Genomic DNA, 15,270 nt, shown 5'->3' on the forward strand with positions numbered 1-15,270 from the left:
GTTTCCCTTCAATACCTCCGCTCGACTTGCATGTGTTAGGCACGCCGCCAGCGTTCGTCCTGAGCCAGGATCAAACTCTCAATATATGTTCACGGTTCACAGGTCACGGTTCACTGTTCACTGAACCTCTTCTGTCAACCCAATCTGTTCCCCGTTATATATTAATCGTTCAATTTAGCTCATAAACTATTACTAACTTACTTTATTAAGTACGCTAGGTTTACTCATTTTTTGTTCACACTTTCACTCTCACCGCTCACTTCTGTGAACTGTGAACCGTGAACTGTGAACTATAATCAACGAGAACCTCTTACGCTGTTTACTTTTCAAAGACCAATTCCTTTACCGCTCTCTCAAGCGACGAAATTTATGATAACATTTTATGTCGTCTTTGTCAATACTTTTTTTACTGGTATTTTATGGTTGATTATTGCATCCTTTTTCACTATATCTATTGATACTTATCATGGTTGTAATTATTTTATACCGGTTCAATTATCAAATCTAATTTTAATGACGTTTACATTATGATTATAAAGGCTGGTTAAACTATAAATCAAAAAGAACTTTAGTAAGGAGATGAGTAAGGAGATGGTTAACACGAAAAGATTGACTGTTGATTCAGACAAAATAAAAAGTGCAGGTTATGACATTGCTACAAGAACTTTAGAAATATATAGTTCACAGCAGTAAACGATTTAATAGTTTTTACTGTGAACTGTGAACCGTGAACTTATTGACTTTATCTGCCATGTAAAATCATTATCAGTAAATATATAATGCCAAAGATGATTACTTTAACTCCATTTTTCAAGAAGGTCCCTACCTTCGAAAAATCATAAAATGAATCTAACAGCATAATAAGGTCTAGGTAATAATAGAAAAAATGAAATGCATGTAAAAAAAGCAGGATTTTTTAGAATGGTGTCGAATAATTAAAAATTAGGACTACAGAATCAACTAATCTTAACTTATAATACTGAGATCCTATAAATCAAACCATGCAAATTAAAACTTTAAAAAGTTAATATAATATGTCGATAATAGCACACTTATCGAAAGATAGGGCCGCAAAGCTATGGGTCTAAAGAAAAATCTTTCTATGATTGCCAGGCTGCCGAAACATAGATCATCGTATTATTTAATACATGAAGGCACCTGTACCCACAGGTGCCTTCATTATATTGCTTAATATTACTTACATTTAATATAACTAGGACTATAAAAATATAACAGTAAATTTGAGCCAGCTATGAAGAGAGTTTACAGAAGATTTCTGTTGGTATAAGAAGCATTGACAAAAGGAAAAAGAGATAGTAGAAGACAATAAGAGGTGCGAGACTAATGGAAATATACGAAAAGATTAAGTCGAATCCAGTAGTGAAATATTTATTAATTTACATATCGAATTATTTACTTGATACCGGTATTTTAGTAATAACATTTAACCTTATATATAAAAATTCTAATCATTTAGGACTGATCAGCGGCATATTATTCGGCGCATTGTTAATTGCAGCACATCACTACCGCCGTCATTCACCTGTAAAATATGCTCTAGCAGCAATGGCTTTTATTTCTTTTATTTTATCAATATTGTTATCGAATTTTGCTGTTGAACAGCTCACAACGTTTATTTATTATATACCTATCTTGTATGCTTTCTTATTAAATGATATGCTTTCTGCCAGCATAGTTGGAATAACAATAAGTTGCATACTTGTACGGCATCCTCATGAATTGATACCATACAGGCTGCAAATTGATATGGCTCTGGAGATGGTTTTTATCTCAATTGCAACAAGCATTATTATTTATTTGATACGTAACTTAATTAAAGAACGTAATAATTACATAAAGATTAATGCTGAACTTGAAGAGGCAAATGAGAAGTTACAGCATAGTGTTTTTCATGATTCTCTCACAGGGCTGCCCAATAGGACTTTCTTTATTAATAGATTGGAGGATACTATTGCAGTTCAAAAAGCACATAATAATTATTTGTTTGCGGTCGCTTTTGTTGAGCTTGACCGTTTTAAGATTATCAATGATACTTTAGGACATAACAATGGAGATGAGTTATTATTTGAAATAGCACGAAGACTGAAAAAATGCTTGAGGAGTACAGATACTGTTGCCCGCCTGGGGGGTGATGAATTTGTAATACTGCTAGATGATATTAAAGATGTACGCGATGTTACTCATATGGTCGGTCGAATCATGAAAGAATTGGAGAATCCTTTTGATCTTTGCAGCCATAAAGTAATTATTACTGCTAGCATCGGTATTGTTTTGAGCAACAACGACTATAACCGGCCGGAAGAATACCTTCGTGATGCTGATATCGCTATGTACCATGCCAAAGCCCTTGGCAGAAACCGGTATGAAATCTTTGATTTGACCATGAGTCAGAATGTTCAAAGGTATTTAAAGATAGAGAATGAGCTTAGATGCGCGATTGAGCACCATGAGCTTCAAATTTATTATCAACCCATTATCTCCCTGCAAACAGAGAAAATTACCGGTTTTGAAGCATTGTTGCGTTGGCAACATCCTGAAATCGGAATGATTTCTCCAGCAGAATTTATCCCAGTGGCAGAAGAAACTGGATTAATCGTTTCTATTGGCAAATGGGTGCTTTATGAAGCTTGCCGTCAGATTAAAGAATGGCAAAAGCAAATATCTATGGATCCACCATTAACAATCAGTGTTAATTTTTCTGCTATACAATTAATGCAACCAGACCTTATCGAGCAAATAAAAAAAGTTTTACAAGATACAAATCTTGACCCTGGTAGTCTGAATTTAGAAATTACAGAAAGCGTAATCATAAATGACATTAATACTGCACAATCAGTCCTTAATCAGATAAGGAATTTGGGTGTTGGGATACATATAGACGACTTTGGCACAGGATATTCATCATTAAGTTATCTATATCAATTGCCTTTTGATGCGGTAAAGGTTGACAGATCCTTCATCAACCAATTTAATGATAACAACAAAAAAAGAGAATTGGTAAAGAGCATTATAAGTATGACTCATGGGTTAGGCATGAAAGTAATTGCAGAAGGAATAGAATCAATAGAACAAGCAGCACAACTTAGAGAACTTGAATGCGACGTCGGACAAGGATACTATTTCTATAAGCCTATGGATAGTAAGGCGGCTGAAAATTTACTTCGAGAATACTTAGATATTGCTACGCAATTTCAAACAAATCCGCAATGATCAAAATAGCCGTCTGCATTTCATATAGTCTGTCAGCAAACAGGGAAAATAAAAAAGTATCAAGGGATTACAGCCCTTGATACTACTGGCGCGCCCTGAGGGACTCGAACCCCCGACCAACTGATTCGAAGTCAGCGACTCTATCCGACTGAGCTAAAGGCGCATGAAGCTATCCATCAGATAGCTTATATATTTTAACAAATTTTTTGTCATTTGTAAAGTATTATTTTTTTCCAATGCGTGTATTTTCTTAATTATTTTTTACAATTGTGCCTGCAATAAAACCTTCTTTTCTCTCCTTCAATTGAACTTTCATAATCTGACCTTCTATGTCCGGGTCTTTGACAGTTGAATAAAGAAAAAATTCCTGAAAGCCTTGAAATAGGCTTATTTTTTTGTCAATTTTTTTATTTTTGTATATCGCACTTTCTCGCACTGTGTTATAATATAAGTATAGGAGGCGATATTATAAATGAGACTTAAGGTTACAAAATCTAAAAATTCTGCTTCGCTTTATGTTATTAAATCTATTTATAACAGCAAAACTCAATCAAATTCCTCCAAGATTGTAGAAAAGCTTGGTACAGAAGCTGAACTAAGAGAAAAACTCAATGGCGCAGATCCGTATGAATGGGCTAAAGAATATATTAGAAAATTAAATGAAAAGGAAAAAAAACAAACCCGAAAAATACTTGTTCCTTTTCAGCAGTCTAAAATTATTCCAAAAGAAGAGCAACGCTCTTTTAACGGTGGTTATCTATTTCTTCAAAAAATATATCACGAACTTGGACTTCACAAGATTTGCAAGGAGATTTCACGAAAGTATAAATTTGATTTTGACTTGGATTCAATACTTTCCAGGTTAATCTACGGTAGAGTGATCTTTCCATCCTCTAAACTTGCTACATATGAGCTTTCTAAAAAATTTATCGAGCAGCCGAATTTTGATTTGCATCAAATATACAGAGCTCTTGAATTCCTTGCTAAGGAGACAGATTTTATCCAGTCCTCCTTGTATGAAAACAGCCTGAAGGTTTCCAAAAGAAATACCGGTATTCTTTACTATGATTGCACCAATTACTTTTTTGAAATTGAACAGGAGGATGGCAACAAGCAATATGGTCCTTCTAAAGATCACAAACCCAATCCGATCATTCAAATGGGACTGTTTATGGACGGAGATGGAATCCCTCTGGCTTTCAGCATTAACAAAGGGAATATGAATGAACAACTGACTTTAAAGCCATTAGAAAAGAAAATTATTTCTGACTTTGAACTTTCTAAGTTTATTGTTTGCACAGATGCAGGCCTTGCTTCTGAAGATAATCGAAAGTTTAACGACAAGGATGGCCGGGCATTTATTACAACACAGTCTATCAAAAAATTAAAGGAACATTTAAAAAAATGGGCTCTTGCTCCAAATGGCTGGAAACTCCCGGGCAGCGATAAAACCTATGACATTTCCAAACTTGATGAAATGATAGATAAAGCTGCTCCTGAAGATAAAACGAAAATAAGGGCAAAAGTATTTTATAAGGAGCGCTGGATTAAAGAAAAAGATTTTGAACAAAGGCTGATTATAACGTATTCTATCAAATACAGGGATTATCAGCGTAAAATCCGCAACTCTCAAATAGAAAGAGCTCAAAAGGCAATAGAAAACAACCCGACAAAAATCAAGAAATGCAATGCTAACGATTACAAAAGGTTTATTACCAAAACAAGCTGTACTGCTGATGGAGAAGTTGCAGAAAACGAGATATACAGCATTGATTCTGCTCTAATCCAGAAGGAAGAAGCTTTTGATGGTTTTTATGGGGTTTGCACAAACCTTGAGGATGATGTATCTGAAATAATCAAGGTTAATCACAGAAGATGGGAGATTGAAGAATGCTTTAGAATTATGAAAAGCGAATTCAAAGCAAGACCTGTGTATTTAAGCAATGATGACAGGATTGAAGCACATTTTATTACTTGCTTTATATCTCTGATTATTTACAGGTTGCTTGAAAAGCGTCTGCATGAGGAGTTTACTTGTCATGAGATTATCTCCGGACTTCGAAATATAGAATTCTATAATACTCAATGTGAAGGCTATATTCCAACCTATACAAGAACTGATTTTACTGATGCTTTACATGATGCTTTTGGTTTTCGTACAGATTATCAAATTATTAGTACAAGTATGATGAAAAAAATTTTAAAAGAAACAAAAAAATAAAAAAAGTACGCACTTTTTGAACACGTGAAGAAAGCTTGAAACTTAGTTTTTTCAACCAGTTACAAGCTTTTTTTGTTTTCCAACTGTCAAACTTGGGATTTTAACAAATTTTTTGTCATTTGTAAAGTATTATTTTTTTCCAATGCGTGTATTTTCTTAATTATTTTTTACAATTGTGCCTGCAATAAAACCTTCTTTTCTCTCCTTCAATTGAACTTTCATAATCTGACCTTCTATGTCCTCGTCAGAGTGAGCCACTACTCTAATATAGTTTGGAGTCAACCCTTCATAGTACCCGTCTTGCTCTTTTACCTGCTGCTCAAATAAGACTTCCATCTCTCTGCCGATAAATTTATCACAAAACCGCTTCTCACTATTTGCCGACAGTTCGATCATAATCTTGCTTCTTCTCTCCTTTTCTTCAGGAGATACCTGGTTCGGGAAAGTTACTGAAGGAGTTCCCTTACGCGGCGAATATTTAAACACATGAACCTGCGCAAAGCTTATCTCATCAACGAATCGCTTAGATTCCTCAAATTCTTGTTCTGTCTCTCCCGGGAACCCAACCATCACATCGGTTGTAATAGCAACATCCGGGAAATTTGCCCTTAATCTATTAACAACCTCTCTATATTCTGCTGTTGTATATTTTCTGTTCATTCTCTTTAGCGTCGCATCACATCCGCTTTGGAGTGATATATGATAATGAGGGCATAATTTGGGTAATCGTGCAGCATTCTCCACAAATTCTTCTGTGAGGATCATCGGTTCAATAGAGCTTAGCCGCAGCCGTTCTATTCCCTCTATATCGTGCACCCGTTTAATAATGTCCAGCAAATTTGTATTCTTTAAATCTTTTCCATAAGAAGCAACATGTATTCCTGCAAATACAATTTCTTTAAACCCATTTTGTGCTAATTGCTGGACTTCTTCTACTATATCTTCGGGTTTTCTACTTCTCACCGGGCCTCTGGCATAAGGTATAATACAGTAAGAACAGAACTGGTTACACCCTTCTTGAATTTTTAAAAATGCCCGGGTTCTTTCTTTATATGCTGTTACTTTCATATCTTCAAATTCTCTGGTAGTCATGATATCCTGTACAACATTGATTTGTTCTTCCTGCTCTTTTATCTGGTTAATCAATTCAACAATCCTTGACCTGTCTTTTGTGCCAATAATAAGGTTAACTCCTTTAATCTTGCTTATTTCCTCCGCTGCCGTTTGCGCATAGCATCCTACAACGGCAACAATAGAATGCTTATTAAGTTTCTTTGCCCTTCTAATCATTTGCCGAGACTTTCTATCCCCAAGGTTGGTAACCGTACACGTGTTAATTACATACACGTCTGCATACTGGTCAAAGTCTGTTATCTCATAGCCTTCTTTCTCAAAAAGCTCAGTCATGGCTTCAGTTTCATATTGATTAACTTTACACCCAAGGGTATAAAATGCAACTTTTTTCATCATAGTACCTCTCATTTTTTGTAATAATATTGTTGCTATCATCGTAACGGTATAGAATTAACATTTTACATCTATCATGCCGTTACGATTTTATACTTTTCTACCTCCAAAAAATAATTTTTAATTAGTGAAAAGTATATATTTAGTATAATTAAATATCTTAATTATATTAAATTTTCATAAAGTTAACAATACACGATTGACTAATGTTTCAGAAAAAGGTATTATTAAAATTAAGATAAGTTTCCAATACATAACAAAAACAACAAAAATAAAATATGAAGGGAGGGCTTGGGATGAAAACTTTTAATATTATGTTACATTCCATTAATGATGTAAAAAATTTTGTAAATGTAGTAAACAAGTATGATTTTGATGTGGACCTTACATCTGGCAGATATGTTGTTGATGCTAAGTCAATTATGGGTATATTTAGCTTGGATTTAAGCAAGCCTATCAAAGTAGAAGTGCATAGTGATAACTGTGATGCATTTATAGAAGAAATTAAATCTTTTATCATCTGACTACAAAACAGCAAAAAGCTCGAACTAATTCGAGCTTTTATTTATTTTATCCTAATAAGTTATTACTTTTTTATTGCCTATCCGTTCAGGATTTAAATTGTTTTTTAATTTCTCAGGAAAGGATATCGTATTTTTATCTCCATCACTAATATATCTTTTATCCGGATTCTTATCAAAATAATCTAAATAATAATACATATCGTATTCCGAACCTTCACCAGCCCTCACTCTTAACATTTTCAACGGGTTGAAATCCTTATGTACCGGCGAAGGTGATGGCTTCCATCCAACCAACAGTATAGCATCATTTTTATATTCCACACCTTCATATTGCCCTTTTACAATATAATTGAAAGTGGAGTTAGCGTATGCACCAAAGGGCAAAGCAAGTGTATTTTGCGGATAGTTAGGAAAATACTCTTTCATTTTTTTAACATGTTTTCCTATCATTTTTTGAATGGTTGCAGGGTCTGCCTTACCTAAATTTGTATGCCCAAAAGTGTGATTACCTATATCCATTCCCAAATTCAGGAGATACTGCAACCGTTCTTTTTCGGTTCCCTTGCTTCCTGCAAAAGCAACATCATTAATATAAAATGTCCCTTCAAGACCAAAGTCAGGATACTGTTTATAAAACTCCTGCATAATCCCCACTGCTGAATTAGGATTTACAACCAGCTTTCCGTCTTGCTCTATCAAATTAAATTCACTGGCAGGCCCATCATCAAAAGTGAAAACAATAGGTGTAGTCCCGGCCGGGACATTAATATTATTTGTAATAAAATCATTCAGACTGATTAGACGGTATCCTTTTTCATATAGAACCTTTAGGTCTTTTCTAAAATTATCAAAAGTTCTGGTAAACTCTTGCTCCTTGTCCCCAAAATAATGATACATAATGACCATAATTTCGCCCAGTTCATTAGGAGGCTTTACTTTTTCATTGTCAACTTTTTGTGTTTCTTCAGGTTGTTCTACGACTTCCTTCTTTTCCTGAGCTTGGCTTTCTGTGGCACCCCTATTGCTATCTATATTCGTATCATTCTTTTCTGGTTCCTCCACTTTTGGGTTAGGAGTGACAGCCGGAAGAGATTGTGTTGTCTTACATGCTGATAAAGAAAATATTATAATTATAGCTGCTAATAAAATTTCAAATTTTTTCATATATAACATTCCGGTCACTCCTGAACATTCGTACTTTTTTTATTATTTGTAGGAATAACTTGAACTTTATCAATTGACCCATCTCTCATGCTGTAAATCCTAAGTGTTACTCCATCCAGGGCGACCGATGCCCTTTCAGATAGCTTTTTCCCTAATTTTTTCAATTCATTCGCCATAACTCCCGCAATAGTATTACCTAATTCATCGGGAATATTAACCGATGCAATTAAATTTACCTGTCTTACCGGAGTCGCTCCGCTGATTACATAACCTTCTTCATGGGTAAAACTTGAAGTATACAGAAATTTCTTTATACCAAAAAGAATAGCAATTGCAATGATACCTAATAATAGATCAAAACTGGTAGAATGGTCTACAATAAGTTTTCTTGCTATTGCAAATAATAAAACCTCTATCGCGCTGCCAGGTGTGTGCTTTGCGAGCATCTTGACAAACTCAATACCAATGATCAGCTGTAAAGCATATCCCAGGAAATCTTCATAACGAAATTCTACAGTTTCATTAAATATGCTTCCTGAAAGAATAACCAGATCTCTTACTAAACTGATAGAGGATATTACTATTCCTGCTAATATTAATACCGAAATATATATTTCGATAAAGCTGGAACAGGTAGAAACCCTGCTTCTCAGGTATTGCTTCATCATTCCTCCTCAACCTCCTTAATACAATTATGTTAACTTTAGCATTTATGTTATTTTTATTATATATAATGAAACTTTTAATTGTCCAGTACTAAAATTCAAATTTTAAGAGAAAATAATAATGTGGCAAAAATAATATTTATGGAGTGATTTAAAATGGCTGATGATATCTTTAGAAACGGGTCTTTGACAGTTGAATAAAGAAAAAATTCCTGAAAGCCTTGAAATAGGCTTATTTTTTTGTCAATTTTTTTATTTTTGTATATCGCACTTTCTCGCACTGTGTTATAATATAAGTATAGGAGGCGATATTATAAATGAGACTTAAGGTTACAAAATCTAAAAATTCTGCTTCGCTTTATGTTATTAAATCTATTTATAACAGCAAAACTCAATCAAATTCCTCCAAGATTGTAGAAAAGCTTGGTACAGAAGCTGAACTAAGAGAAAAACTCAATGGCGCAGATCCGTATGAATGGGCTAAAGAATATATTAGAAAATTAAATGAAAAGGAAAAAAAACAAACCCGAAAAATACTTGTTCCTTTTCAGCAGTCTAAAATTATTCCAAAAGAAGAGCAACGCTCTTTTAACGGTGGTTATCTATTTCTTCAAAAAATATATCACGAACTTGGACTTCACAAGATTTGCAAGGAGATTTCACGAAAGTATAAATTTGATTTTGACTTGGATTCAATACTTTCCAGGTTAATCTACGGTAGAGTGATCTTTCCATCCTCTAAACTTGCTACATATGAGCTTTCTAAAAAATTTATCGAGCAGCCGAATTTTGATTTGCATCAAATATACAGAGCTCTTGAATTCCTTGCTAAGGAGACAGATTTTATCCAGTCCTCCTTGTATGAAAACAGCCTGAAGGTTTCCAAAAGAAATACCGGTATTCTTTACTATGATTGCACCAATTACTTTTTTGAAATTGAACAGGAGGATGGCAACAAGCAATATGGTCCTTCTAAAGATCACAAACCCAATCCGATCATTCAAATGGGACTGTTTATGGACGGAGATGGAATCCCTCTGGCTTTCAGCATTAACAAAGGGAATATGAATGAACAACTGACTTTAAAGCCATTAGAAAAGAAAATTATTTCTGACTTTGAACTTTCTAAGTTTATTGTTTGCACAGATGCAGGCCTTGCTTCTGAAGATAATCGAAAGTTTAACGACAAGGATGGCCGGGCATTTATTACAACACAGTCTATCAAAAAATTAAAGGAACATTTAAAAAAATGGGCTCTTGCTCCAAATGGCTGGAAACTCCCGGGCAGCGATAAAACCTATGACATTTCCAAACTTGATGAAATGATAGATAAAGCTGCTCCTGAAGATAAAACGAAAATAAGGGCAAAAGTATTTTATAAGGAGCGCTGGATTAAAGAAAAAGATTTTGAACAAAGGCTGATTATAACGTATTCTATCAAATACAGGGATTATCAGCGTAAAATCCGCAACTCTCAAATAGAAAGAGCTCAAAAGGCAATAGAAAACAACCCGACAAAAATCAAGAAATGCAATGCTAACGATTACAAAAGGTTTATTACCAAAACAAGCTGTACTGCTGATGGAGAAGTTGCAGAAAACGAGATATACAGCATTGATTCTGCTCTAATCCAGAAGGAAGAAGCTTTTGATGGTTTTTATGGGGTTTGCACAAACCTTGAGGATGATGTATCTGAAATAATCAAGGTTAATCACAGAAGATGGGAGATTGAAGAATGCTTTAGAATTATGAAAAGCGAATTCAAAGCAAGACCTGTGTATTTAAGCAATGATGACAGGATTGAAGCACATTTTATTACTTGCTTTATATCTCTGATTATTTACAGGTTGCTTGAAAAGCGTCTGCATGAGGAGTTTACTTGTCATGAGATTATCTCCGGACTTCGAAATATAGAATTCTATAATACTCAATGTGAAGGCTATATTCCAACCTATACAAGAACTGATTTTACTGATGCTTTACATGATGCTTTTGGTTTTCGTACAGATTATCAAATTATTAGTACAAGTATGATGAAAAAAATTTTAAAAGAAACAAAAAAATAAAAAAAGTACGCACTTTTTGAACACGTGAAGAAAGCTTGAAACTTAGTTTTTTCAACCAGTTACAAGCTTTTTTTGTTTTCCAACTGTCAAACTTGGGATTATATATAATGAAACTTTTAATTGTCCAGTACTAAAATTCAAATTTTAAGAGAAAATAATAATGTGGCAAAAATAATATTTATGGAGTGATTTAAAATGGCTGATGATATCTTTAGAAATAAAAAAGATTTTGCACGCGCAGAATTTACAACTGAAGTATCGCCTCCAATGAGACCTTATATTAGTCCTCGAGAAGCAAAATCACAGAAGGCTCAATATGAAAGCGGTGGTGGCCCTGGACTTAGGAAAGATGTTAAAATTCCTATAAAATATAAAACAACAAGTAAACGCGCTCATGGTCAATGTATGCATAATCATGAAAAACACAGGTCCGACAGATTTGAATAATGTTTTTAAAACTATCCCCGAAAATTTAGGGGATATTCTTATTTTTTCTTTTATCTCCTTTGGGACATACTTTAATACAGACTCCACACACCGAACCTCTCCCTATATGTTGAAATTTTTCTTTCATATATTGGCTGCAGGCATGGGCATCTACGATATGTTCTCTTCCTTTTTCCAATTCCCACTCATTACCCCTGATTGCCATAGCCGGACACGCCAAACTGCATAAGTTGCAATTTTTACAGCTATTATCCTTACTTACAGATGAAATTGGCAGCGGCATATCTGTTAATATAGTTCCCAATCGTATTCTTGGGCCATAATCATGAGTAACAAGTAATCCGCTCTTTCCTATCCATCCCAGCCCGGCTAAAACAGCAGCTGTCTTATGCGGAAAAATACCCGAATAGCTTTCGGCAGCATCTTTAACGGTTTGTGATGCAGGTACGGCAATATACTGATATCCCCAATCTTGAAGCAGCAGGCCCGTCCTTATTGTAATCTGGTCTATAAGAGCATTTACAGTCCTATAGTGATGAAAATAAGTATAGGTAGGCATATTATCAATTTCATCTATAATCCTGTCCGAAAGCCTTACAGCAATGGAAATAGCATAAGGCAAATCTCTATATTTTTCATCGATACATTTGCTTATGTCCGCAAAACCTATTATTGAGGCACCCCAACTATGAATTTTATCCTTTAATACTTCTATTCTATCCATGACAACACCTTCCAATCTAATATTATCCAAAATTAAGCTAATTATAGACAGCTTGTTCAAAATATATTATAACATAAAATATTTTACTGTTATTACCAATCCATTTGTGTTATAATATTCTAGGGTGATGAAATTGATAAAAAATGATGTACATGATATAACAGAAAATAAATTAATATTGCTATTTATTCTTGATAAAATTAATATACCCTTAACAAACAGTCAAATAACCGAACTTGTTATGAAAGATTCTCTTATGAATTACTTCATTTTGCAGCAATATCTTTCTGAACTTATTAATGCAGCACAAATAATAACTTATGAAGAAAAAGATAAACAGTTTTATAAATTAACTCCCGGAGGGCGGATGACTTTAAGTTACTTCGAAAACAGGATACCCTTCAGTATAAGGGAAAAAATCCTCCAAACGATTTCGGAAAAGAAAAAAGATTTTAAACAATCTGCTGAAATAATCAGCAATTATACCCCTCGAAATGAGAATGAGTATATTGTTGAGTGCAAGATTATTGAAAATAGAACTCCTTTGATAGAGTTAAAGCTTAATGTAGGTACAAAAAAACAAGCCAAGCACATATGCGAGCACTGGAAAAAAAACTCTGAGCAAATTTACTCCCAGATTATTTCTGCCCTTACATTAGAACAAAATAAACAATAATTAGAAAGCCTGTGAATCTATTTAGTCACAGGCTTCTTAATTGAATAACAGTTTAGCTATGCACTTGTCTTCATCTGCAACCTTCAATCCTCTTGCCTTCACTTCCTTTAGAAGCTTTAGATATTCATGCTTTGCAAACTCAAACTTAAGTTTTGCAATTTTTATCTTGCCGTAGTCATCATTAACATCTTCCAGGTACATCTGAAACAATTTACATTCTTTTACTGACCTATCCAGCTTTGATAATAATTCTTCATCTGAAAGCAAACTGTCTTGCATATTAGTTCCCTCCTTCCATTACACACTTATTCATTATATGCAGCTAACCCTAAAAATTATACAATTATTTTGTAACCTTTTTCCTTAAGAACGTTTTGTACTTTCATTGCATGCTCCCTATCCCTTGTTTCCAGGATCATATCCACCTCTGCGTCCCCCAGTTCCAATCCTTCTTTTTCCCGGTTATGAACAATGGATACGATATTTACTTTCAGCTGCTCTAATATACTGATCATTCCCCTTAACTGCCCTGGTTTATCTTGCAGTATTGTTTTAAGCTCAACCTTTCTACCACTCTTTACAAGACCTTTATCGATAATCATCGAAACAAGATTTGTATCGATGTTTCCCCCGGTAGCAATCACTACTATTTTTTTACCCTGCAAATTAATTTTTTTATGAATTACTGCAGCTAAAGACGCCGCCCCTGCACCTTCGACAATGTATTTGGCACGTTCCAGGTATAACAGTATTGCATGGGCAATTTCATCTTCAGTAACCACCTCAATATCATCTACATACTTACTAACAATATCAAAAGTAATACTTCCGGGTGTTTTCACTGCAATACCGTCAGCTATTGTACTGGCTGTGTCAGTTGTAATGATTTTTCCCGCTTCTATAGAGCGCCGCATTGAATCAAAGTTCTTTACTTCTACCCCGATAATTTTTACCTTAGGGTTAATATTCTTAGCTGCAATGGCAACCCCGGAAATTATTCCTCCCCCTCCTATTGGAACAACGATTGCATCTACATCGTGCATATCTTCAAATATTTCTAATCCTATGGTACCTTGCCCTGCAATGATATGGGGATCATTAAATGCATGGATAAATGATAAACCTTCTTCCTGTTGCATTTGTTTAGCTCTTTCAAAAGCATCATCATAAGTAATGCCATGCAAAACAATTCGAGCACCATAATTTTTAGTCGCTGTAACCTTAGCTAGGGGGGTAGGTTCTGGCATAACAACCGTGGATGAAATTCCGAATTTACTTGCAGCTAGAGCTACACCTTGCGCATGATTCCCTGCAGATGCTGCTATAACTCCATATTTTCTCTCTTGTTCCCCAAAACTTGAAATTTTATTATAAGCACCCCTGATTTTAAAAGAACCCGTCTTTTGCAGGTGTTCGGGTTTAATATAAATATCGTTACCGCTTATTTCACTAAAAGTTCTGCTGGAGACAAGATCGGTTCTATGTACAATTCCTTTCAGCTTTTCTTGAGCTTCTTTAATCATTTGAAATGTTACTTCCATACTATCCTCCCCATGCCGGCCTAAATTTACTAACTATTTATCTATCAATATATGCAAAAATTCAAGGAATTAAACCCAAAACAAAAAAAACTCCGTTACCACTAACGAAGTTTAATGGAGCGGGTGATGGGAATCGAACCCACGCGATCAGCTTGGAAGGCTGAGATTCTACCATTGAACTACACCCGCGTATTCAATTGGAGCGGAAGACGGGATTCGAACCCGCGACGTTCACCTTGGCAAGGTGACGCTCTACCACTGAGCCACTCCCGCTTATTTGGTGCGGGCGGAGGGACTTGAACCCCCACGCCGGTGGCACTAGATCCTAAGTCTAGCGCGTCTGCCAATTCCGCCACGCCCGCATTACAGTATTGTTTTCATCGCTGTAATCTCTAGCGACAAAGATTATTATACACGGATCCATATTAGTTGTCAATATTTTTTTTAATTTTTTTTTTAAGGAAAGGAAATTATAAATTTTAAAGTGTTCAGGCAAACAAAGGGACAGCAAACAAAGCACGGGTCTTTGACAGTTGAATAAAGA

12 protein-coding genes, 4 tRNA genes, 1 rRNA gene and 1 riboswitch are annotated in these 15,270 nt (G+C 34.8%); of the genes, 6 read left to right on the forward strand and 11 right to left on the reverse strand.

All coding sequences use genetic code 11. The features are described from left to right. Positions 1-86, reverse strand: a 16S ribosomal RNA gene (locus CIB29_RS18865); the annotation flags it as partial. 949 nt (positions 87-1,035) lie between these two features. Then, positions 1,036-1,122, forward strand: a riboswitch (cyclic di-GMP riboswitch). A gap of 222 nt (positions 1,123-1,344) precedes the next feature. Between CIB29_RS18865 and CIB29_RS05690 the strand changes: the two genes are divergently transcribed. Further along, positions 1,345-3,231 (forward strand): putative bifunctional diguanylate cyclase/phosphodiesterase, encoded by a 1,887-nt coding sequence (locus CIB29_RS05690; RefSeq protein WP_094547681.1) that lies wholly within the window; start codon positions 1,345-1,347, stop codon positions 3,229-3,231. Positions 3,232-3,317: 86 nt separating this feature from the next. Here CIB29_RS05690 and CIB29_RS05695 read toward each other — a convergent pair. Then, a tRNA-Arg gene (locus CIB29_RS05695) sits at positions 3,318-3,394 on the reverse strand. 309 nt (positions 3,395-3,703) lie between these two features. On the opposite strand from CIB29_RS05695, the gene CIB29_RS05700 reads away from it, so the two are divergent. Continuing rightward, positions 3,704-5,452: an IS1634 family transposase gene (locus tag CIB29_RS05700; RefSeq protein WP_094547683.1), complete on the forward strand. Its 1,749-nt coding sequence runs from the start codon at positions 3,704-3,706 to the stop codon at positions 5,450-5,452. A 156-nt stretch (positions 5,453-5,608) separates the two neighbouring features. Here CIB29_RS05700 and mtaB read toward each other — a convergent pair whose 3' ends face one another. Next, the gene (gene mtaB, locus CIB29_RS05705) at positions 5,609-6,919 is read right to left on the reverse strand and encodes a tRNA (N(6)-L-threonylcarbamoyladenosine(37)-C(2))-methylthiotransferase MtaB (protein WP_094547685.1); all 1,311 of its coding nucleotides are present in this window, start codon (positions 6,917-6,919) and stop codon (positions 5,609-5,611) included. A 296-nt stretch (positions 6,920-7,215) separates the two neighbouring features. Here mtaB and CIB29_RS05710 point away from each other — a divergent pair, with 296 nt between their 5' ends. Next, positions 7,216-7,443, forward strand: coding sequence for an HPr family phosphocarrier protein (locus CIB29_RS05710; RefSeq protein ID WP_094547687.1), 228 nt, complete (start codon positions 7,216-7,218; stop codon positions 7,441-7,443). 51 nt (positions 7,444-7,494) lie between these two features. Here the strand turns inward: CIB29_RS05710 and CIB29_RS05715 are convergent, their stop codons facing one another. Beyond that, positions 7,495-8,616: a polysaccharide deacetylase family protein gene (locus CIB29_RS05715; RefSeq protein WP_094547689.1), complete on the reverse strand. Its 1,122-nt coding sequence runs from the start codon at positions 8,614-8,616 to the stop codon at positions 7,495-7,497. A 5-nt stretch (positions 8,617-8,621) separates the two neighbouring features. Further along, on the reverse strand, positions 8,622-9,275 hold the full coding sequence (locus CIB29_RS05720; protein WP_094547691.1) for a transporter associated domain-containing protein: 654 nt from the start codon (positions 9,273-9,275) through the stop codon (positions 8,622-8,624). 314 nt (positions 9,276-9,589) lie between these two features. On the opposite strand from CIB29_RS05720, the gene CIB29_RS05725 reads away from it, so the two are divergent. Together CIB29_RS05725 and CIB29_RS05730 are read left to right on the forward strand one after the other, a co-directional pair. Further along, positions 9,590-11,338 carry an IS1634 family transposase gene (locus tag CIB29_RS05725; protein WP_094547683.1) on the forward strand — a complete coding sequence of 583 codons (1,749 nt, stop codon included), beginning with the start codon at positions 9,590-9,592 and terminating at the stop codon, positions 11,336-11,338. A gap of 195 nt (positions 11,339-11,533) precedes the next feature. Then, the gene (locus tag CIB29_RS05730; protein ID WP_094547692.1) at positions 11,534-11,785 is read left to right on the forward strand and encodes a hypothetical protein; all 252 of its coding nucleotides are present in this window, start codon (positions 11,534-11,536) and stop codon (positions 11,783-11,785) included. A 25-nt stretch (positions 11,786-11,810) separates the two neighbouring features. On the opposite strand, the gene CIB29_RS05735 is transcribed toward CIB29_RS05730, so the two are convergent. After that, positions 11,811-12,539, reverse strand: a complete 729-nt coding sequence (locus tag CIB29_RS05735; protein ID WP_242965071.1) for a 4Fe-4S double cluster binding domain-containing protein — start codon at positions 12,537-12,539, stop codon at positions 11,811-11,813. A 103-nt stretch (positions 12,540-12,642) separates the two neighbouring features. Between CIB29_RS05735 and CIB29_RS05740 the strand changes: the two genes are divergently transcribed. Further along, positions 12,643-13,185, forward strand: coding sequence for a DUF4364 family protein (locus tag CIB29_RS05740; protein WP_157910219.1), 543 nt, complete (start codon positions 12,643-12,645; stop codon positions 13,183-13,185). Between the two features lie 36 nt (positions 13,186-13,221). On the opposite strand, the gene CIB29_RS05745 is transcribed toward CIB29_RS05740, so the two are convergent. The 5 genes from CIB29_RS05745 to CIB29_RS05765 form a co-directional block, all read right to left on the reverse strand. Further along, a complete protein-coding gene (locus CIB29_RS05745) occupies positions 13,222-13,464 on the reverse strand; it encodes a hypothetical protein (protein WP_094547698.1) in 243 nt (80 codons plus the stop codon). A 56-nt stretch (positions 13,465-13,520) separates the two neighbouring features. Continuing rightward, entirely contained in the window at positions 13,521-14,726 is a 1,206-nt protein-coding gene (gene ilvA / locus CIB29_RS05750; protein ID WP_094547700.1) for a threonine ammonia-lyase, read from the reverse strand. 115 nt (positions 14,727-14,841) lie between these two features. Further along, positions 14,842-14,915: transfer RNA gene (locus tag CIB29_RS05755), tRNA-Gly, on the reverse strand. A 9-nt stretch (positions 14,916-14,924) separates the two neighbouring features. Continuing rightward, positions 14,925-14,999, reverse strand: a tRNA-Gly gene (locus tag CIB29_RS05760). 5 nt (positions 15,000-15,004) lie between these two features. Continuing rightward, a tRNA-Leu gene (locus CIB29_RS05765) sits at positions 15,005-15,088 on the reverse strand. Positions 15,089-15,270: the final 182 nt, after the last annotated feature.

Source organism: Petroclostridium xylanilyticum (genome assembly GCF_002252565.1).
Taxonomy (GTDB): domain Bacteria; phylum Bacillota; class Clostridia; order SK-Y3; family SK-Y3; genus Petroclostridium; species Petroclostridium xylanilyticum.